Source organism: Nostoc sp. LEGE 06077 (assembly GCF_015207705.1).
GTDB lineage: Bacteria > Cyanobacteriota > Cyanobacteriia > Cyanobacteriales > Nostocaceae > Nostoc_B.
This window is the reverse complement of record NZ_JADEWI010000075.1, coordinates 1-19,199: the sequence shown is the minus strand read 5'-3', so window position 1 is coordinate 19,199 and position 19,199 is coordinate 1. Positions and strand designations below refer to the sequence as shown.

Sequence of the window (19,199 nt, the reverse complement as noted above, 5' to 3'; positions counted from 1 at the left end):
TGCACTTAACCTAAGATAAAGGTAAGTGCAAAAATCGCTCAGTCCCTATTTGCTCTAGCTTCATATATATATTTACAGCAAGGTTTGCTTATGAATTTCTCGTCAGCAAGACAATATTTTTACCAAGAAATTCAGCAACCTGACGAGTATCTTAACTTGGGCAAGGCAGCACTCTACATTGCCCAAGAAGAATATCCCACCCTTGACCTAGAAGAATATCTCAATGCCCTAGATACAATGGCACAAGAGGTTCAAGAACGTTTGCCTACTTCTCGTTATCCACTGCGGTTGATTCAAATTTTAAATCAGTATCTTTATGATGATTTGGGATTTACGGGCAATCATAGCAATTACTATGACCCCCGCAACAGCTTTTTGAATGATGTGATTGACCGTCGTACGGGAATTCCAATTACTTTAGCGCTGGTTTATCTAGAAATTGCCCGAAGAATTGATTTCCCGATGGTGGGTATAGGATTACCAGGACATTTTCTCATCCGTCCTGATATTCCCGATATGGAGATTTTTGTAGATGCGTTCAATCGTGGTGAGGTCATGTTTGCACAAGACTGCCAAGAAAAACTCACCCAAATGTTTCAGCAACCTGTAAGTTTAAAACCCGAATTTTTGGCCACTCTCAGCAATCGGCAATTTTTAGCGAGGATGCTGACGAATTTAAAGTACATATATCTTAAACAGGAAGATTTGTCCAAAACGCTGGCTGCGGTAGAACGAATTTTATTGCTATTTCCGATGGCGATGTTAGAAATCCGCGATCGCGGTTTGCTGTACTATCAATTAGGGCATTACTCCCAAGCTGTTGAAGATTTGCAAAATTACTTAACCAAGGTTCCTGGTGCTGAGGATGCGGTGGTAATTCGGCGGTTACTGTCTGAACTGGGTCAAGATTAAATAGGTTATTCTCTCTTATTGGTACGATTAAGTCTCAGTCAGATAGTAATTTAAGCCTCAAGATAGTGTATGTTTGGTAACTGCATTGCTTAAGCTAAGTCTAGAAATTTGGAGACAAAATTCATGGATAAGCGAACAGTTCCTAGCCAAGCCGAAAAAATGAATCCTGAAGGCGACGCATCGCAATTAAGCCCAGAAACACTAGATAAAATCAAACATCCAGCGAAAATAGATGATGTGATTCGAGAACAATCAGCCGAAGAACGCAGAAGTAACCCGGCTTTAGTTCCAGAAATGTTGGATGAACCCACTGATGAATTGATTGGATTTACAAAAGAGTAAAAAGACTACTGAAGCTACAATGACATTCAGTAACTTGATGATTGCCTTTTATGCTACCAGTCATCTATTCTGATGAGTTTTTGAATCACAAGACTGGAAATTATCATCCAGAAAAACCAGAACGTTTGACAGCGATTGTCAAGGCTTTAAAAGAAGCGACGTTTGCTGAAAAAATTGCTTGGCGCGAACCTACTCCAGTAGCTGATAAACCATCACTGATGTCTTTGTTATTACAAGCCCACAGCCCGGCTTACGTGAAAAAACTTGGAGAAATTTCTGCTAGTGGTGGTGGTTATCTTGATGGTGATACCCCAGTTTCTCCCCATAGCTATGATGTGGCCTTATTGGCGGTGAGTGCTTGGTTAGATGGTATTGACATTGTACTAGCTACAGAAAATCCTGTTTTTGTGCTGGCGCGGCCACCGGGACATCATGCTGAAAGCGATGCAGGGATGGGTTTTTGTTTATTTTCTAATGCGGCGATCGCAGCTTTTTATGCTTTAGAACAACCAGAGATTAAGCGTGTGGCTATTCTCGATTGGGATGTACATCATGGTAATGGAACTCAGGCGATCGTGGAAACTCAACCTCAAATTGCCTACTGTTCTCTCCATCAGTATCCTTGCTATCCCGGCACTGGTAAAGCTTCCGAACGTGGTTATCATAATAATGTTTTAAATGCACCGTTGCCTCCTGGGAGCGATATTTCTGCCTATCGCCCATTATTAGAAACCAAGCTAATCCCATTTTTACAAAATTTTCAACCTGATTTATTAATTGTTAGTGCCGGTTACGATGCTAACGCCGCAGATCCTTTAGCAAGTATGAATTTACATCCAGAAGATTATGGTTTATTTACTGAATATTGTTTGGGTATAACTCGGAAAATTCTTTTTGGTTTAGAAGGTGGCTACGATTTTTCTAGTCTTTCTCAGTCTGTGTTAGCCACCATTGAACGCTGTTTATAAGATTAAATTGCTGATGTATTGAATATAGAACAAGACACCCGAATTCTTTTAGAGGTCGGGTGTCTAAACAAGTACGATTTTCACAATTTAACCAAAACGACCACTAATATATTCTTCAGCTTCTCTGGTGTTAGGAGAAGAGAAAAGTTGGACTGTCGGACTAAATTCAACTAATTTGCCACGACGTTTGCCATGTTCATCAATTTCGGTATTAAAAAATGCTGTCCAATCTGCCACTCTCGAAGCTTGCTGCATATTGTGAGTCACCATAATAATGGTATATTGCTGCTTAAGTTCTAAGCAGAGTTCTTCTACTTGACGGGTAGAAATCGGGTCAAGGGCAGAACAAGGTTCATCCATTAATAATACATCTGGCTTCATGGCGATCGCTCTGGCAATACACAGCCGTTGTTGTTGTCCACCAGATAATGCTGTCCCTTTGGCTTTGAGTTTATCTTTAACTTCATCCCAAATTGCTGCACGTCTGAGGGAATCTTCGACTAATGCATCTAAATTCCCTTTATAACCGTTAGAACGAGGGCCAAAAGCAATATTTTCATATATTGATTTTGGGAAAGGATTCGGTCTTTGGAACACCATCCCAACTTGGCGGCGTAATTTTACCGAGTTAATCTTAGGATCATAAATGTTGCGATCGCGGTAATTTAATCTACCTTCAACCTTTGCACCGGGAATCAAATCATTCATCCGGTTGAAACACCGCAACAGAGTACTTTTACCACAACCACTAGGGCCAATAAAAGCCACAATTTGTTTTTCAGGAATCTTGATATAAACATCAAGCAATGCTAAAAAACCACTGTAATAAACCTTTAGCCCCTCAACATCAAACACTGTTCTTTCTTGAGTGAGTGTGCTATTAACTTGCTTACTTCTATTGTCGCTGTGAGTCATATTAGTTACATCTAATCTAGAATTATTTTTTGATATTTGAAAAATTTTTCTCTTCCCAGCTATCACTATTTACCTGCTTATCGAAAAGCGTTGACGAACATAAATAGCTATCCCATTCAACACTAAAATTAACAACATCATCACAATAATTGTAGCTGCTGATGAATTAGCAAAACCTGGTTCTGGACGACTAAGATAACTAAAAATTTGAATCGGTAAAGCCATAAATCTCTGGAATAAACCAGGGTTAAAAGTCAGAAAACTGACAGCACCGACTACAAGTAAACAAGCTGCGTCACCAACAGCGCGAGATACAGAAATAATCACCCCGGTTAAAATTCCTGGAATCGCATAGGGAATAACATGATGATAAATAGTTTGCCATTTAGTCACACCCAAACCATAAGAAGCTTGTCTCAAAGAATCGGGAACTGCGCGAATTGCTTCTCTAGATGTAACGATAATTACTGGTAAAGATAACAAAGATAAAGTTAAGGCTCCAGAAATTAATGCTGGGCCAAAACCAAGCAAATAATTGAATACTCCTAAACCCAGTAACCCATAGACAATAGAAGGTACGCCTGCAAGATTACTAATATTAATTTCAATAATTGCAGTCCACCAAGCTTTAGGAGCATATTCTTCCAGATATAAAGCTGCTCCTACGCCAATTGGCACAGCGACTAACATCACAATAATTGCCAAAAGGATACTCCCCATAATTGCTGGGCGAATACCTCCCTCATCGGGAAAACGCGATGGAGTTTCTGTCAAAAATCCTGGTGTTAAAAATCTGGCTAACCCATCTTGGCAAATGTCAAAAACCAGTAGTGCTAGGATGAATAAACCAATCAGCAACCCCATCAAAAAAAGTATTTCAAATACTTTCCCTAATGACTCTCTTTTTTCAATATTATCAGTAAATTCTGCACCAGAATCGAAAAAATCATCACTTTGATAACTTGTAGACATATTGATTAATCGTATTTTTCTTTAAACCGATTGGAAATCCAGTAGCTAACAATATTCAAAGCCAAAGTTAGCAGAAATAAAACAGCCCCGACAGCATATAAAGTTTTAAAATTGAGACTACCACGAGGGCTATCTCCACCAGAAATTTGTGCCATATAAGCGGTCATTGTTTCTACTGACTCCATGAGATTCACAGTCAGTTTTGGCTGTTGTCCGGCGGCGATAACAACAGTCATAGTTTCACCAACAGCGCGGGAAATACCTAAAATAATCGAAGCTGTAATTCCTGACAGTGCGGCTGGCAATAAAACTTTAAAAATTGATTCTAATTTTGTGATTCCTAAAGCATAAGCGCCTTCTCTTAAAGAATTAGGCACTGCTTGGATAGCATCTAAACTGATAGAACCGACTGTCGGGGTAATCATTACTCCCATCATTAACCCTGCACTCAGGGCATTAAATATTTCTAAAGGCAGAAAGTTTCTTAAGAATGGGGTAACAAATAATAGGGCAAAATACCCATAAACAACTGTTGGTATTCCTGCCAATAGTTCCACTGCTGGACGTAAAATTGCGGCTACTTTAGGTTGAGCATATTCACTTAAATAAATTGCTGAGGATAACCCCAAAGGAATGGCTACTGCCATAGCAGTAAGAGTAGTTAAAAATGTACCACTAATTAAAGGCCAAATGCCAAAATGTCTTTCAGCAAATAAAGGTGTCCATTTCGTATCGAGCAAAAATTCAGCTAGTGGGACTTCTTGGAAAAACTCAAATGCTACCTGAAAGATAATAATAACAATGCCAAATGTCGTTAGGACAGAAACTAAACCACAAGCAAATAAAACTGCGACAATAATCTTTTCTATAATATCTTCTGAGGGTTTTTTTTCTAGCGATCGCCGAGAATCTTCGTGAAAACCATTTTGATTGTTGATTATAGTCATAAATCAATAAATTAAATAAAGTTAGTAATTGGTTGACCCGGTTTAGCTTTTTTAAATTTAGTGCCAGTTTCACCCTTGAGAAACTTTTGCTTAACTTTAACGTAAGCCTCATCAGGTAATGCTACATAACCAGCACTGTCTACCCATTTCCAAGAGTTTTCTAAATAAAAATCGACAAATTCTCTCACTGTTGGCTTCGTATCTAAGGATTTTTTACTCACATAAATAAACAAAGGGCGAGATAAAGGAGTGTAAATATTTCTGACTACATTATCAATTGGTACAGGTTTTTCACACTTACCATTAGGATTTTCCACAGCAATTAAATTTAGCTTGTCTTGATTTTGAATGTAGTAAGAAATTCCGACATAACCTAAAGAATATTTATCACCAGCAATGCCTTGAACTAAAGTATTTTGATTGTGGCTAGGAGTGTAATCTGTACGACCATTTTTTGCTTTACCTGTCACAGCTTGAGTAAAATAATCAAAAGTTCCTGTATCAGATGCGGGCGCATAAAGTTTCATTTTCTGATTAGGGAACTTAGGATTAACTTGATTCCAAGTTAATATTTTACCGTCTGATTTAGCACTCCAAATCGTTTTTAATTCGTCAACAGTGAGACATTGAACAAAATCATTCTGACGATTGACGATAACGGCTATTCCATCTAAAGCTATGGGTATTTCTAAAAATTCAATATTTTTACTTTTGCATTTGGCGATTTCTTCATCTCGAATAGTACGAGAAGCACCGACAATATCAATTTCGCCTGCACAAAATTTACTAATTCCGCCCCCAGTTCCACTAGAAGCAACGCTAACTACAGCATCAGCTTTCACATTATGATATTCTTCTGCCACCGCTAGAGAAATAGGAAAACCTACCGCTGCACCATCAATACTTACTTGCTTTTGTTTCTCGTCATTGCTACTACAAGCTGTGATGCTGTAGCTAGTCACAAGTAGAGATATTAATAACAAGTTACTTTTTAATTGAGAAATAAAACTCATAATTTTTGGTATTTCCCTGAATAAACCAAAAGCTAACAAATGGACTAGCAGACAAGGCGAAAAATATGCTAGAACGCGAATTTATCGCATTGCCTACCCTAGAATTATTGAATGATATAAGATATCAGCCTGTAACTAGCAACTGATCAAAATTTATGCTTTACTGTCGCCTTGAATTTTGTCAAAAATTGCCCCATTTTCCAAAAATTTTGCTTGAATCATCTCCCAGCCCCCTAAATCTTGGGCTGTAAACAAAGTTTGGATTGGGGGATATTGTGATGCTACTTCTTGGGTAACTGTAGGATTTACCGGACGATATTGTAATTTAGCAAATTCCCGTTGAGCTTCTGATGAATAGAGAAAATCAATAAATGCTTCGGCAACTTTCCTAGTCCTGTGTTTATCAACGTTTTTATCAACTATAGCCACAGGATTATCTATGGAAATATTTATATCTGGTATAACATAAGGGAGTTTTGAGGCAGTTTTTTCTGCTAAATTTACCTCATTTTCGTAGGTAATTAAAACATCTCCTTGAGCTTGTTGGAAAAATAAATCACTGGCTTCACGGGCATCTTTTGTGAGTGCGGCAGTATTTTTATACACCTTGGTAATGTAGTTTATGGCTGTCGCCTCATCTCCGCCATTTTGAGTGACTGAACCCCAAAAAGCTAATAATTCCCAAATGCCAATTCCTGAAGTTTTAGGGTTCGCGGCAATTAATTTTACGTCGTTTTTAGCTATGTCTGCCCAAGTTTTAATCCCTTTCGGATTCCCCTCACGAGTGACAATTGCGGCAACGGATCTACTAACAATAGCATTGCGGGGTGTTCTCATTTGCCAACTGGATTTAATCAAACCAGCTTGCTGAATTCTGATAACATCTAAAGGCAGTGCTAAGTGTACTACATCTGCCTCTTTTTTACCAGCAATCACATCAGCAGCTTGAGCAACGGAACCTCCATAACTTTGCTCAAAAATTACTTTTTGATTGTGTTCTTTCTGCCATTTCTCGACGAATTTGGGAATTATTTGGTCATGGGCGGCTTTAGTTACGGAGAAAGAAACCAACCTCAGCTTAATCTCTGGTTCTGTAGCTGAATAACTTCCAGAACAGGCCGCGATCGCCACACTTAAAATTGTGCCTAAGCAGAATAAATAAGCGAATCTTTTCACAACGTGTTGATGCAACCAAATTCCCCTAATTTGTTGAGACACAAGTTGCATCACCTGTCTAGTTTTTTCAATGCAAGTATATATATGCTCAATTTGAAAAATTCCCCATCGAGCCGGATGCGGCGATTTATTCATCAAACATTTACCCCATTATCTACAGTATCTCCATCGAGTTACTGTAATTGTTTAATTATAAAGCATGAAAATCTTATACCTGTCAAGACAGTATGTGATTAAGCTATAAAAATTTAAGTTAATTTTTGACTACAGGAGAAAGTAGGGGTTTGCTAACTATAAAGCCTGATATTTTCAGCAAATTGCTCCCAAATTACCGAATAATATACAGACTTCTTTGAGGAGAAAAACTTAATTTTAAATTAAATTTAATAGCTACAGCAGTTTCCCACCATATAAAGTATCCCCTAACTAGCCTCTGACCTCAATTAAATGTACTTCAACTGATGAGGAACCCCGATAAAGGCTGTTGATTAACAGTAATTGAATCTTCTTTTTGTTAGCTTTAATACTAAATGTGATAAATTTTTATAACTTTTCTGTAGCGCCTAACATCTGAAAGATTTTCTCGGCGTTATCTAAATCGCCAACGATGCGGCGAATTGGTTGAGGCCAAACTTTTACCAAAGTAGGAGTCGCGGACACCTGATCAATTTCTGCTTGTTCTGGATGAGTTAAAACATCAATAACTTTTAAAGTATAGGGATATTTGAGCGATCGCTCTAACATTTCGTGTAAATTATGCAGAATCCGTTCTGTGTTGGCACTATGACCAGCAATAAATAACCGCAAAACAAAACATTGGGTTGTTTGCTGTACAGTTTGGATGGCTCGAACTGGTGGATAGTATTTAGGAGCCTTTTCTGACAAGTCTAAGTTAATAATTAAGTCATGGTCTTCCCAAAGTTGGGGAAATGTAGAACGATAAGTTGCTAACACCATGCGATCGCATAATCCATCTTGCCAAGGTGCTGCTTGCCAGACTAAATCACCCGTATCAAAAATGGCATTTAATAAAGATTGATGTTGCAGAACTGCTGGATAGGCTTCTGCAAAAGTCCGAATTTGATGAGTATGGGGATCTAACCAATGGTCAACAGTAGCTGTATAACAAGGAACTAAAAAATGAGGCGGTTCTGGTAAATCGAGAATTTCTTGTAACGCAGCACACAAATGCAAATGCCATCGACCCTGTTTATTGGGGTCGATGCAATAAATTAAATCGCCTCCGGGTGTAAATAAGGCAATGCCTTTAAAAACTTTAGGTAAAAAGAGTTTATTTGTACTCAAGTTAGTTACAGGGGTTGGGGAACTTGGAGGTAAAAAGTAGAGGCGTTACTTTTTACCTTTACTGTAATTAAACTCGTCCTCGGAGAAACTGAGCCATTTCGTTAGGAGTTGGTGACATTTCTAAAGCTGTTTCTTCAGTAATGCGACCTTCTTGATAAAGATTGAGTAGTGACTGATTCATTGTAATCATACCGTCAAAACTGGCTTGCTTCATCAATTCGCCAATTTCATCATATTTACCATCTTTTACCCATTCTTTAATTGCCTCAGTATTGATGAGAACGTCGTGGAACGCAGCGCGTTTACCATCAGTTGTGCGACATAATCCTTGGGCGATGACCGCTACCAACGATTCCGCTAGGGCTACCCGCATAGCATCCTGTTCTTCACCAGAGTACAAATTAAGAATCCGTTCGATGGTTTTCACTGCACTGTTGGTGTGCAATGTTCCCATTACCAAGTGACCTGTTTGGGCGGCTTTTAGGGCGGTGTTAACTGTTTCCTTATCCCGCATTTCCCCCACCAGAATCAAATCTGGATCTTCCCGTAGGGCTGCTTTTAACGCATTGTCAAATTTGCGCGTGTGCATCCCTACTTCCCGTTGTTTAACCAACGACTTGCGGCTTTTGTGAACAAATTCCACAGGATCCTCAATGGTGATGATGTGCTTGGCCATTTCCCGATTAATATAGTCAATCATCGCCGCCATTGTTGTTGATTTACCAGAACCAGTCGGGCCAGTGACTAAAATCAAGCCTTTGTGGTGATGGCAGATATCACGGAAAATTGGCGGTAATCTCAACTGTTCCATCGATAAGATTTTCAGGGGAATTAACCGCAGTACCATTGCATGGCCTTTCATCGAACCAAAAACGTTGATCCGAACACGGGCGAATTCATACTGAGTTGCACCATCAAATTCTAAATGTTCTTCAAATCGCTGAATTTCAGCTTCCGTCATTACCTCTCGTAACCAACTCATGAAACTTTGAAGATCAGTTTCGGGATACTCGGTTGGTTGAATTTCTCCTCGGTTGCGGTAACGCGGAACTTCACCTACACCCAGGTGAATATCGGAATAACCTTTATCAAACGCTTCTTTGATGATTTGCGCCAAAGTTAATCCCGAAGGATTGTTTTTAGCTGAAGCATTGGCCTCTGGTGGCGGACTTCCTGGACGATGGCCGGCTACTGGTGGTGGTGCAGGTTGAGTTGTATTGCGATGAGTTGACATATCCAAGGTTTGTGTATGCTGCCGCTGGGTCATTAATGATGGTGGTGGCGGTGGCATAGGTGGCACATTCCGAGAAGCAACAGGATTGGAATTGGCTGGTTGTGATGTTTCTGTCATATATCTTCAAAATTAAGCAGTTATCAAGTTCAATCTGGAAAAAATCTGTCTTGGTGGTTCTAAGGACGGCAGACAGCAGGTTTGTTGCTGTTCCTTAGCTGAAAACTTTAAAGCAACATTTCGTTACACTTGTTCTAGTCGCTAGTATACTTTGTTATATAATCTACAAACTTAATCATTGCTTTATAACCCCCTTAAGTCCATATACACTTGTTTAGCACACTATATCCTCAGACACCCTTCAGTAATAACCCTGCTAAATATAAGCAATAATTAATACTTTAGTGAAATCTTAAAAATCTCTTGCTGTTAGATGAGAAATTTTTCGCCAAAATCAAGGGAATTTACTAGCAATTAAAAGCCAAATCAGCAGCAGGTATTTTTTCCAGACGGATGGATGAATTATGAGAGACACAGCCCTATTTTATAAGAAATGTTAAGGGGATCAATTTGAGACCGAGAAAATATCCTGAGCAAGCTGATGTTATATGGCTTCTACTCCTTGAGATAGATGGCAGAAACTAGTGGTCTATCAAGAAAGCAACCGAACTTTACATTCACAATTACAAAAAATTAACTGTAAAGTTAAGTTACTAAATGCTCATTTTTCCTACACCTGTTTATATACTGGAATTCACGGAAAGGATCAGTTGATTCGCCAACAGCGGTATCTAACTGAAATTACATTTATTGCTGTGTACCTGTAGGAGGAAAAGTCATGGTTTCGGCTCAAAGCTCTAATCTCGGAAAGACCTACTCCTTAATGATGATTAAAAGCTTTTTGATATGGACTTTCACGCTGGCAGTATGTTTGTTAGTTGTCGGTTTTCCATTAGTGTTTTTGATGGCTACGGTCGGATGTCTGTTGTCGATTGTTTTACAATCTGTCATGCCTGTTAGTGCTGTTTTACTAGTAGGCGGCGGGTTAATATTGTTCAATATTTTGGCAGTAGCGATCGCTGCGGCTGTTCTCACCATCAAAGGTGTACATCCAAGTCAAATCAAGTGGTTAAGTTGGTTGCATGGAGAATCTGAAGAAATCCAGCAGACCTCTGTATATGCCGCTTGCCCTTTAACTTGTGAAATCAAATAAAACTATTGCTTTAAACACGACAAACAGTACATCTGCCCGGTTCAGCCGGGTTTTTTCATGTTTATTTGTTCTTTGTCATTTGTCATTTGTAGGGATTAACCATTTACTATTGACCAATAACTAATGACTCATGAATAATGACTAATGATTAATCAAAAGCGAGTTGGTATTATCTTAGGTACACGTCCAGAGGCGATTAAATTAGCGCCTGTGATTCAGGTTTTCCAAAAATCTCCCAGTTTTGCCTTGCAAGTGATTTTAACTGGACAGCATCGGGAGATGGTTGAACAAGTGATGCAACTGTTTAACCTCAAAGCTGATGAAGACCTAGAGATTATGCAGCCTCAACAATCTTTAAGTGATATTACCTGCCGCAGCTTACGCGGATTAGAAGAGTTATTTCAAAAAAATAAACTAGATTTAGTGATTGTCCAAGGAGATACCACAACAGCTTTTGCCGCAGCCTTGGCAGCTTTTTATCAAAAAATTCCTGTGGGTCATGTAGAAGCTGGGTTAAGAACTGATAATATTTACAATCCTTATCCAGAAGAAGCAAACCGACGATTAATTTCCCAACTTACCCAACTACATTTTGCGCCAACAACTTTGGCTGTGGAAAACTTGCAACGTTCTGGGGTGTTGGGCGAAATTCACTTGACGGGGAATACTGTTATTGACGCACTGTTGAATGTGGCGGCGAGTCAACCAGCTTGTAATGTCCCTGGTTTGAACTGGAATGAATACCGCGTGTTGTTGTCCACAGTTCACCGCCGGGAAAATTGGGGAGAACCATTACAAGCGATCGCACAAGGTTTTCTGCAAATATTAGATAAGTTTCCTGATACTGCTTTGGTGTTACCACTGCATCGCAACCCGACAGTTAGAGAACCATTGCAAGCATTATTAGGCAAACATCCGCGCGTATTTTTGACCGAACCTTTAGATTATGCCGAATTAGTGGGGGCAATTGGGCGATCGCATTTTTTATTAACTGATTCTGGTGGTTTGCAAGAAGAAGCACCAAGTTTAGGTAAACCAGTATTAGTTTTGCGAGAAACCACAGAACGTCCTGAAGCGGTGACGGCGGGTACAGCGAAACTAGTGGGAACTGAAAGCGAGAATATTTTGGCGGCGGCGGCTGAGTTATTGAGTAACCCGGCGGCGTATGATGCAATGGCTAATGCGATTAATCCTTTTGGTGATGGCCATGCAGCCGAGCGAATTTTGCAAATTGTAAAGAATTATTTGGGAGTGGGTTGATAAAAAGGGAGAGGCAAAATGCCTTTCCCAAAAATTGATTTTTCCTGCACAAATTATGAGTACTGATATCAGAATATTTGCAGAATGCCTACAGGATGGACAATGGACACCATTATCAAGAACTGAGGATTTAAGTAAGGAGTCACATCAAGATTTATCTACTTTAGAAATAATAGATATCGGCAGACATTATGAGTTTTTTACTGTTCTAGCAGGTGTGCGCCGGGAAAGATTTTTAAAGTGGTCTGGTGCAGATGTCAGACCTATATCTCGACCACGAGGTCTACCAAAAGACCTTTCTCCTTTATTAAAATCGTATATCCAAGATGATGATGGTTGGGGTGCGTCTTGGCTTATGGTTCAAGAAGTGATTAATTTTGATTGGGAACAATCTATTACATTCTACGGCTTGGTTGAACCACAGTACGCGAATTTGTTTTCTGATAACCAACCATTTCCTTACGAACAATGGCCAGAAAACGCGCACTGCTATTCTCTAAACTCGAATTATCTTCCTAAAGCGGATATTGTACAAGTCAGTTGGGTAGAAAGTTATAGAGAATTTGTTGGTTCTGAATTTCTTGATTATTTTTTTGAGAAACTCTTAGCTTTAGGTTCCCCAAAAGAAGTGAGGATTATTTTTTACTTTTATTAGTTACAAAACTTCAACTATACTGCTTGATTGGTTTGTAACCAGTTGAGTAAGTCGGCGATCGCACTAAAATCTAATAAAGCATCACTCAGTGCTTCTAATTTTTCTAAAGAAAGACTTTGAACTTGTTGGCGAACTTCGTCGGGTAAATTGCCCACTCGCCTTTGTAGTTGTCTTAAAACCAGTGCTTGTGTTTGTTCCTGTTTACCTTCCTGCTTCCCTTCTTCTTTTCCTCGCTCGTAGCCAATACGCTCGCCTGTAGTTATGTAAGGCATAGTAAGCTCCTGCTCGAATAACTTAAAGTCTTGCCAAAATTCTGCTTCTAATGCTTTTGGTAAAATCATAACCCAATCGATAAAACGATAGAGGTTACGAATATCTCTTTCTTCTAGTCCTTGTTCGTAGAGTCTGCGAATTAAGCTGAATTTCCAATTTTTCCGTTCTCCTGGCTGTTTGCTAGTTTGCTGCGTTTTTAAATGCGCCATGACAACTATCGCAAAAGGATTATCGCTGGTTTCTAATTCAGTCCAGCGGTTTTGATAATCCAGTAATTTGACAGTGCCGAATCGAAAAACTAGACTGCAATCAGGATAATTGTAACTGTATTGATTCGGTCTCCAAGTCGAGTCAGCGTCACATAAAATTGCTAGGCTGATGGCTGGTTTGGCAAATTTATCAAAAATTCGCAGGTTGTATGAAAACATCCTTTCAGCGAAGTTATCTTCTGGTTTCGCCTGGATTTCGACATGAATTAACAGCCAAACTTCTTCCCCGTCAATTTGCCAAACTTTGACTAATTTATCGGCGTATCTTCTCCCCAGTTCGGCTTCACGAGATATTTGTTGAAATTCCTTGTCGAGAAACTCGTGGGGACGTTCCCAGTTTATGAGTGCTGCTGTTTGTGGGAAGAAAAACTGCATCGCTTGAGGAAAGTATGCTTCTAAAATTTCTTTCCACGGCGAATCATTATCGGCTCTTTCTCGTTCCTCAGTCATTGTATTTAGAGAATAATAAAACGCAGCTAAACGCAGATGAAAAACAAAAACTCTCTGTGTTCCTCTGCGTTAACCTCTGCGCCACTTTGCGTTACAAAACCTACTGATTCAAAACTAACTCTGGTTGTGCTGCTGCTGCTTCCTCTGAGTCTGGTAAACCAAACAATGAGCGATAGAGTTTATCGTATTGCTTGGCTGAACGATACCAACTAAAGTCTTGATTCATCCCGCGTTTTTGCAGTTCGCCCCACTGAGGTTTGAAACGAAAACCTTCCCAAGCGCGGATCATGCAGGTAAACAAATCTAAGGGTTCGTAGCGGTCAAAGCAATAACCTGTACCAGCTTCATTAACTGGGTCGTGGTGGGTTACAGTGTCAACTAATCCCCCTGTGCGGCGGACGATGGGAACGGAACCGTAGCGCATCGCCATCATTTGGCTAATTCCGCAAGGTTCAAAACGGCTGGGCATTAAAAAGGCATCAGTACCCGCATAAATGCGACGTGATAGGGCATCGTTATATAGCAGGTAAGTTGCCATACGTCCAGAATAGCGGGATGCTAATTGCCACATTTGAGTTTCATAATAGCGATCGCCTGTCCCTAACAACACAAATTGGGCATCTGTATACGCCATGAAGCGATCTAAAATTTGAATCACCAAATCCAAGCCTTTTTGCTCGACTAATCGGCTCACCATGCCAATTAAAAAGGCTTGAGAGTTGACCTCTAAACCCATTTCTTCTTGTAAAGAAACTTTGTTTTTCTTACGTTGATCTAAAGTATCGGTAGTGAAAGTCTGAGTAATATATTTATCGTCAGATGGATTGTAAAGCTCAGTATCTATCCCATTGACAATCCCTGATAATTTCCCGCTGATAAATGACAGCAAACCTTCTAAGGTTTCGCCGTAAGCAGGTGTCTTGATTTGTTCGGCATAAGTTGGGGAAACCGTATTTACTCTGTCAGCAAATTGCACCGCTGCTGCCATTGTATTGTGTCCTTGCATATACCAAGGACACCAAGTAATTTTATCCAAATACCAACGCCACGGCCCTTGATAAGCCAGGTTATGAATAGTAAAGACTGTGGTGATATCTGGGTCTTGGTGCATCCATACAGGAATCATCCCTGTGTGCCAATCATGACAGTGGATAACGTCTGGCTTCCAGTAATTCCAGCAGAATTCAGCAGCACCATTCGCAAAAAAAGTAAACCGCCAATCTTCGTCTTCTCCTCCATAGACCCGGCGAGGATTGAAAGCAGGATGTCCAAATAAATACAAGGGAACATCAGTACCCGGCAGAACACTCTCGTAAACTGCAAAGTCCTGAAACATGGCATATCCCCACCAAACTGGGTCTTTGGGGATTTCCATTTTATCTGGCAAAAAGCCGTAATAAGGCAAGAATATGCGGACATCATGCCCCATTTCTCTCAAGACTTTAGGTAATGCTCCCACAACATCACCCATTCCTCCTACTTTCGCAACGGGAGCTGCTTCTGCTGCAACGAATAGAATCCGCATGGTCTTTGTTGTTTCCCCGGTTCTGCCTAATATTTATGAAATTTCTGAAGTTGGAAGTCTGAAGTATAAAGGTACTCCTCCTATGCAAGAATGGGGCAGAATCTCGGAAACAACGCATCTTTGCCGCGCTAATTACGGGTGAGTCATGTACCGATTTTTGATCCTGTATCCTTTACACTTCATCCTTTTGGCTCAATTCTTATCTAACCACATCTGTTTGCCAGTATTTTAAGAACCCCGTTGGATTTCGGCGAAGATTTGCTCAAGAATTTCTTGTGCGCCTTGTTCCCGCAGAAGTTTGGCTAATTCTGCACCCAACGCTTCAGCATTATTGGCTGTTCCTGTGACGGTATCTTTGACGATTTTCTGGCCATCGACACTGGCGACTACACCTGTGAGGGTTAAATTGCCTTCATGAATTTCTGTATTTACACCGATGGGTACTTGACAACCACCTTCCAGAATCCGTAAAAATGATCTTTCTGCTAAACAGCGATCGCGTGTCTCCGGGTGTTCAATGGCTTTGAGTAAGGATATTAAATCTGTATCATCAGCCCGACATTCTATCCCTAAAGCACCTTGTCCGACAGCGTGGAGGGAAATTTCTTTGGGGAGAATTTGATGTACGCGATCGCCCATGCCTAAGCGTTGTAAACCTGCGGCTGCTAAAATCAAGGCATCGTATTCACCAGCATCTAGTTTTGCCAAGCGGGTATTCAAGTTACCGCGCACATCTTTAAAGGTAAAGTGGGGAAAACGATTACGTAACTGTGCTAACCGCCGTAGTGATGATGTGCCAATTACTGCACCATCGGGCAAAGTTTCAATTTGCTTGTCTTTATACTTTTCATGGACAACTAAAGCATCGGCCGGGTTTTCCCGTTCGGTGATTGCTGCCAGAGTTAAGCCTTCTGGTAAATTAGTTGGCAGATCCTTGAGGGAATGAACAGCAAAGTCAATTTCCTGGTTGATCATTCCCAATTCCAGTTCTTTAGTAAATAGCCCTTTATCACCAATCTTGGCCAATGCTACATCCAGGATTTTGTCGCCTTGGGTAGACATGGTGTGGACTTCAAAATTAATATCTGGGAAGCTGTTTTGTAGTTGCTCTCTCACCCAGTAAGTCTGAACTAGAGCAAGTTGACTTTTACGAGAACCAATACGAATCGTGCGGGCTGCACTGGAAACCACTGAAGTCATAATAACGTTATGTCAAACCAGGCGATACATTCACTTTCATCTAGACTACCGCAGTGAGTGACTTAACGGATTGCGATCGCTTCATTAAAGGCAATATTATTTTTGATTTACTTTACATTTTTTTACAAAAAATCAGTTATTTGGCAAAAACTGCTTGATAAAATAATTTTTTGTACCTCCAGCCTGCTAGTTAATAATCGTCACGTTGAAGATACTCATACAATTGTTGAGTACGCTGTTTTGTCGCTGCTTCTAAGCAGCCACCATAAATAGTAGGCGCAATACTTCCCCCTTCGTATGCACTTCTTTCAAACTCACAACTAGCGTCACGAAACTTAATCCAGGCTAACTGTGCAGCAATTAATTTTTGTTGTCTCGTCTTTGACAATTTTGGCAACAGTTGTTTATAAACTTGGTTCAATTTTTTATCTGCATTTTGATATGACAACCGTGAGCAGATATTCATTTCTGATTGAGTTTGCGGATCGTTGCAGTTGAGTTTTTGTGCTAAATATGTTTGAGTAGCTTGGGGTTGTGTATTTGCCAATGTTAAAGTGTTGGTATTCAATCCACCAACAGTTATGATACTTACGAATAAAGGTAATAACTGACGCATAATCTAATTTGTATTCTCAGTAGTAATGACTATGAAGTATAACTCATGATTGAGAATAACTTAGGAATTAACGGCAAACAAACTCTAGTAAAATCCTATACAGGCAAGTCAATAATTAAATAACGCCTGTATTTTAGAGATTTTAACCTTAGAGCTTGTCTCGTTTTTTCATATATTTGAAAAGCTTGATATTGGCTATCTTCTGTTTTTATGTATCTGCCAACTCAAAATGCAGATATAGAAATGAATATTTACTTATACAAAAAAGATAAGGGATAAGTCATATTTTCAGCAAAACCAAGAATACAGCGATCGCGATGTTCGTAAATTAATTTACCTTGAGAATCAAATAAAAAAGTGCCTCCCCGTTGTGTCAAATAAGATGAATCTGGTACATAAATATTCCAGTTGCTCAAAACTTCGATCATATTTCGCAGGCGCAGAGTTGCTAGTTCAAAAGGGCGCTGAAAGCCTTGTCCTCCAGCAGCTTTGAAAAATGAACCTTTGATTGGTGGTAAAAGTGTATCTTTCACAACTTCCTCATCAGCAATTAACTGAGGCGCTTGCTTATCGCCTGTATAACCCCGAAAAACTTCCTTCAAAGTTCCTGGGCTACCGATGCCAGCACACATTAGCATTAAATTTAGCCAAGCTGTTTGTGACGTTGATAATATAGGTACTTGTATAGATAAACCGCGATAAAGTCCCAAAGCAGCGTGGATTTCAGCTTTTGTATCTACAAATAAGCATTCTTGAGGAAATCCTGTATATTCACAAAATTTTACTCCAGAATTGCGATCGCCAATGCCAATAGCGCGAATTGTGATTCCACTTGCTTCAATCTCTTCTCTTTCTTTCCGCAGCCACCAAGCGTATTCTAAATTATCAAAATCCCCCAACTGTGACCAAATAAGCACAAGCAACTTTGCGGTATTTGAACAACCATCTAAAACTGGTTTAACCTCTCCATCACTAACTCGCAAACGTTGAGTTTGACTCAAAATCGAGTAAATATCTGGAGAATTAGCGAGTGTTTGAGTATTCATTTAGCTGAAGTTGAGGATTGTTATATCATTTAGACACAATGACATAAACCTTTATCATAACTCAGTAATAAAAAACAGAACTAAGTTATGAAATGCCAATATTTTATCTACATCTTACAAGTTAAATAGCCGCGCCAGAGGCTTCCTGAAGGGTAGGGAAAAGGGCGAAGGACAAATAGCAACCTTCACTAGTTAGGATTATTTTCACTGACTTACTGAATATGGCAATTAGCGTTATATAGGAATCATATTTGATTGGGAGAAAAAAACTAAGTGTCCCTCTGTTATTTCTTGTCCTGTTCCCTACCGACACAAGTAATTTCAATAATCAAGTCGGATTCCTATAGATATTTGTAGCTACATTTTTTAATTTACATTTAATGCTTCTTCAACAGGCAACGAGCGAATCAACTCTCGAATGACATCCGTTGCGGGTCTTCCTGTGATGGAACAGTATTTTTCTAACTTTTCTGCCTCACCTGATGTGAGATTAATTGTTAACCGTTTAACAGCCCATTTTTTATTCACAGCTTACAAAAGCCTTTGTTTTAAACTATTCTTTTACTATCAATCACTTAAACTGTTATTACAATAGCGAAAATCAGGATATTACATTCAAGAAGTCGTAAAGCAAGTACCATGATTTAACAAAAAGTTGTGAATTGCTTAAGTAAATTTCTGATTATAAATTTTAGATAATTTTAAATTACTAATTGTGAATGGGATATAAACGAACTCATGAAGAGTTGATGAATTTAGTGCGACACAATACTAATTTTTACTCGGCGTAAATAGAAGGTTCGTGCAACCAGGGGCAACCTTGTAAATTTCTGTAAAAATGACCCATTTTTTAGCCTTGATTGATAAGAAATACAAATGATAACTTTGCCTAGTTCGTCTCATTTTAGGCA

Annotated in this window: 19 protein-coding genes; 6 read left to right on the top strand and 13 right to left on the bottom strand. The window is 39.5% G+C overall.

From position 1 onward, the window contains the following. Nucleotides 1-90 precede the first annotated feature (90 nt). The 3 genes from IQ244_RS29000 (at nucleotide 91) to IQ244_RS28990 (ending at nucleotide 2,222) form a co-directional block, all read left to right on the top strand. On the top strand, nucleotides 91-912 hold the full coding sequence (locus tag IQ244_RS29000) for a SirB1 family protein (RefSeq protein WP_193900149.1): 822 nt from the start codon (nucleotides 91-93) through the stop codon (nucleotides 910-912). A 123-nt stretch (nucleotides 913-1,035) separates the two neighbouring features. Continuing rightward, nucleotides 1,036-1,254, top strand: a complete 219-nt coding sequence (locus tag IQ244_RS28995; RefSeq protein ID WP_193900148.1) for a hypothetical protein — start codon at nucleotides 1,036-1,038, stop codon at nucleotides 1,252-1,254. Nucleotides 1,255-1,304: 50 nt separating this feature from the next. Further along, entirely contained in the window at nucleotides 1,305-2,222 is a 918-nt protein-coding gene (locus IQ244_RS28990; protein ID WP_193900147.1) for a histone deacetylase family protein, read from the top strand. Between the two features lie 87 nt (nucleotides 2,223-2,309). Here IQ244_RS28990 and pstB read toward each other — a convergent pair whose 3' ends face one another. The 7 genes from pstB to IQ244_RS28955 all read right to left on the bottom strand — a co-directional run bounded on the left by pstB (nucleotide 2,310) and on the right by IQ244_RS28955 (nucleotide 9,901). Continuing rightward, entirely contained in the window at nucleotides 2,310-3,137 is an 828-nt protein-coding gene (gene pstB, locus IQ244_RS28985) for a phosphate ABC transporter ATP-binding protein PstB (RefSeq protein ID WP_193900146.1), read from the bottom strand. A 69-nt stretch (nucleotides 3,138-3,206) separates the two neighbouring features. Continuing rightward, the gene (pstA, locus tag IQ244_RS28980) at nucleotides 3,207-4,109 is read right to left on the bottom strand and encodes a phosphate ABC transporter permease PstA (RefSeq protein WP_193900145.1); all 903 of its coding nucleotides are present in this window, start codon (nucleotides 4,107-4,109) and stop codon (nucleotides 3,207-3,209) included. Nucleotides 4,110-4,114: 5 nt separating this feature from the next. Continuing rightward, nucleotides 4,115-5,056: a phosphate ABC transporter permease subunit PstC gene (gene pstC / locus IQ244_RS28975; RefSeq protein ID WP_193900144.1), complete on the bottom strand. Its 942-nt coding sequence runs from the start codon at nucleotides 5,054-5,056 to the stop codon at nucleotides 4,115-4,117. Between the two features lie 11 nt (nucleotides 5,057-5,067). Next, nucleotides 5,068-6,069, bottom strand: coding sequence for a PstS family phosphate ABC transporter substrate-binding protein (locus tag IQ244_RS28970; RefSeq protein WP_193900143.1), 1,002 nt, complete (start codon nucleotides 6,067-6,069; stop codon nucleotides 5,068-5,070). Between the two features lie 153 nt (nucleotides 6,070-6,222). Next, on the bottom strand, nucleotides 6,223-7,380 hold the full coding sequence (locus IQ244_RS28965) for a sulfate ABC transporter substrate-binding protein (protein WP_193900142.1): 1,158 nt from the start codon (nucleotides 7,378-7,380) through the stop codon (nucleotides 6,223-6,225). A gap of 408 nt (nucleotides 7,381-7,788) precedes the next feature. Then, on the bottom strand, nucleotides 7,789-8,550 hold the full coding sequence (locus tag IQ244_RS28960; RefSeq protein ID WP_193900141.1) for a circadian clock KaiB family protein: 762 nt from the start codon (nucleotides 8,548-8,550) through the stop codon (nucleotides 7,789-7,791). 67 nt (nucleotides 8,551-8,617) lie between these two features. Beyond that, nucleotides 8,618-9,901, bottom strand: a complete 1,284-nt coding sequence (locus IQ244_RS28955) for a type IV pilus twitching motility protein PilT (RefSeq protein ID WP_193900140.1) — start codon at nucleotides 9,899-9,901, stop codon at nucleotides 8,618-8,620. 718 nt (nucleotides 9,902-10,619) lie between these two features. Between IQ244_RS28955 and IQ244_RS28950 the strand changes: the two genes are divergently transcribed. The 3 genes from IQ244_RS28950 (at nucleotide 10,620) to IQ244_RS28940 (ending at nucleotide 12,909) form a co-directional block, all read left to right on the top strand. Continuing rightward, nucleotides 10,620-10,994: a hypothetical protein gene (locus IQ244_RS28950; RefSeq protein WP_193900139.1), complete on the top strand. Its 375-nt coding sequence runs from the start codon at nucleotides 10,620-10,622 to the stop codon at nucleotides 10,992-10,994. Between the two features lie 144 nt (nucleotides 10,995-11,138). Continuing rightward, nucleotides 11,139-12,254 carry a non-hydrolyzing UDP-N-acetylglucosamine 2-epimerase gene (gene wecB, locus IQ244_RS28945; protein WP_193900138.1) on the top strand — a complete coding sequence of 372 codons (1,116 nt, stop codon included), beginning with the start codon at nucleotides 11,139-11,141 and terminating at the stop codon, nucleotides 12,252-12,254. Nucleotides 12,255-12,309: 55 nt separating this feature from the next. Further along, complete coding sequence (locus IQ244_RS28940) at nucleotides 12,310-12,909, top strand: hypothetical protein (protein WP_193900137.1); 600 nt, start codon at nucleotides 12,310-12,312, stop codon at nucleotides 12,907-12,909. A gap of 14 nt (nucleotides 12,910-12,923) precedes the next feature. On the opposite strand, the gene IQ244_RS28935 is transcribed toward IQ244_RS28940, so the two are convergent. From IQ244_RS28935 to IQ244_RS28910, 6 genes are all read right to left on the bottom strand, one after another. Continuing rightward, nucleotides 12,924-13,901 (bottom strand): DUF4351 domain-containing protein, encoded by a 978-nt coding sequence (locus tag IQ244_RS28935; protein WP_193900136.1) that lies wholly within the window; start codon nucleotides 13,899-13,901, stop codon nucleotides 12,924-12,926. A gap of 100 nt (nucleotides 13,902-14,001) precedes the next feature. Then, nucleotides 14,002-15,426, bottom strand: a complete 1,425-nt coding sequence (gene glgA, locus IQ244_RS28930; protein WP_193900135.1) for a glycogen synthase GlgA — start codon at nucleotides 15,424-15,426, stop codon at nucleotides 14,002-14,004. Between the two features lie 228 nt (nucleotides 15,427-15,654). Beyond that, on the bottom strand, nucleotides 15,655-16,626 hold the full coding sequence (gene hemC / locus IQ244_RS28925) for a hydroxymethylbilane synthase (RefSeq protein WP_193900134.1): 972 nt from the start codon (nucleotides 16,624-16,626) through the stop codon (nucleotides 15,655-15,657). Nucleotides 16,627-16,816: 190 nt separating this feature from the next. Continuing rightward, entirely contained in the window at nucleotides 16,817-17,242 is a 426-nt protein-coding gene (locus IQ244_RS28920) for a lysozyme inhibitor LprI family protein (RefSeq protein ID WP_193900133.1), read from the bottom strand. Nucleotides 17,243-17,493: 251 nt separating this feature from the next. Next, a complete protein-coding gene (locus tag IQ244_RS28915) occupies nucleotides 17,494-18,288 on the bottom strand; it encodes a peroxiredoxin-like family protein (RefSeq protein WP_193900132.1) in 795 nt (264 codons plus the stop codon). 366 nt (nucleotides 18,289-18,654) lie between these two features. Next, nucleotides 18,655-18,816, bottom strand: coding sequence for a CopG family transcriptional regulator (locus tag IQ244_RS28910; RefSeq protein ID WP_193900131.1), 162 nt, complete (start codon nucleotides 18,814-18,816; stop codon nucleotides 18,655-18,657). Nucleotides 18,817-19,199 lie beyond the last annotated feature (383 nt).

Bases quoted from the DNA above. Each gene is read 5' to 3' on its own strand.
- IQ244_RS29000 (WP_193900149.1), top strand. From the start codon at position 91: ATGAATTTCTCGTCAGCAAGACAATATTTTTACCAAGAAATTCAGCAA.
- IQ244_RS28995 (WP_193900148.1), top strand. From the start codon at position 1,036: ATGGATAAGCGAACAGTTCCTAGCCAAGCCGAAAAAATGAATCCTGAA.
- IQ244_RS28990 (WP_193900147.1), top strand. From the start codon at position 1,305: ATGCTACCAGTCATCTATTCTGATGAGTTTTTGAATCACAAGACTGGA.
- pstB (WP_193900146.1), bottom strand. From the start codon at position 3,137: ATGACTCACAGCGACAATAGAAGTAAGCAAGTTAATAGCACACTCACT.
- pstA (WP_193900145.1), bottom strand. From the start codon at position 4,109: ATGTCTACAAGTTATCAAAGTGATGATTTTTTCGATTCTGGTGCAGAA.
- pstC (WP_193900144.1), bottom strand. From the start codon at position 5,056: ATGACTATAATCAACAATCAAAATGGTTTTCACGAAGATTCTCGGCGA.
- IQ244_RS28970 (WP_193900143.1), bottom strand. From the start codon at position 6,069: ATGAGTTTTATTTCTCAATTAAAAAGTAACTTGTTATTAATATCTCTA.
- IQ244_RS28965 (WP_193900142.1), bottom strand. From the start codon at position 7,380: ATGAATAAATCGCCGCATCCGGCTCGATGGGGAATTTTTCAAATTGAG.
- IQ244_RS28955 (WP_193900140.1), bottom strand. From the start codon at position 9,901: ATGACAGAAACATCACAACCAGCCAATTCCAATCCTGTTGCTTCTCGG.
- IQ244_RS28950 (WP_193900139.1), top strand. From the start codon at position 10,620: ATGGTTTCGGCTCAAAGCTCTAATCTCGGAAAGACCTACTCCTTAATG.
- wecB (WP_193900138.1), top strand. From the start codon at position 11,139: ATGATTAATCAAAAGCGAGTTGGTATTATCTTAGGTACACGTCCAGAG.
- IQ244_RS28940 (WP_193900137.1), top strand. From the start codon at position 12,310: ATGAGTACTGATATCAGAATATTTGCAGAATGCCTACAGGATGGACAA.
- IQ244_RS28935 (WP_193900136.1), bottom strand. From the start codon at position 13,901: ATGACTGAGGAACGAGAAAGAGCCGATAATGATTCGCCGTGGAAAGAA.
- glgA (WP_193900135.1), bottom strand. From the start codon at position 15,426: ATGCGGATTCTATTCGTTGCAGCAGAAGCAGCTCCCGTTGCGAAAGTA.
- hemC (WP_193900134.1), bottom strand. From the start codon at position 16,626: ATGACTTCAGTGGTTTCCAGTGCAGCCCGCACGATTCGTATTGGTTCT.
- IQ244_RS28920 (WP_193900133.1), bottom strand. From the start codon at position 17,242: ATGCGTCAGTTATTACCTTTATTCGTAAGTATCATAACTGTTGGTGGA.
- IQ244_RS28915 (WP_193900132.1), bottom strand. From the start codon at position 18,288: ATGAATACTCAAACACTCGCTAATTCTCCAGATATTTACTCGATTTTG.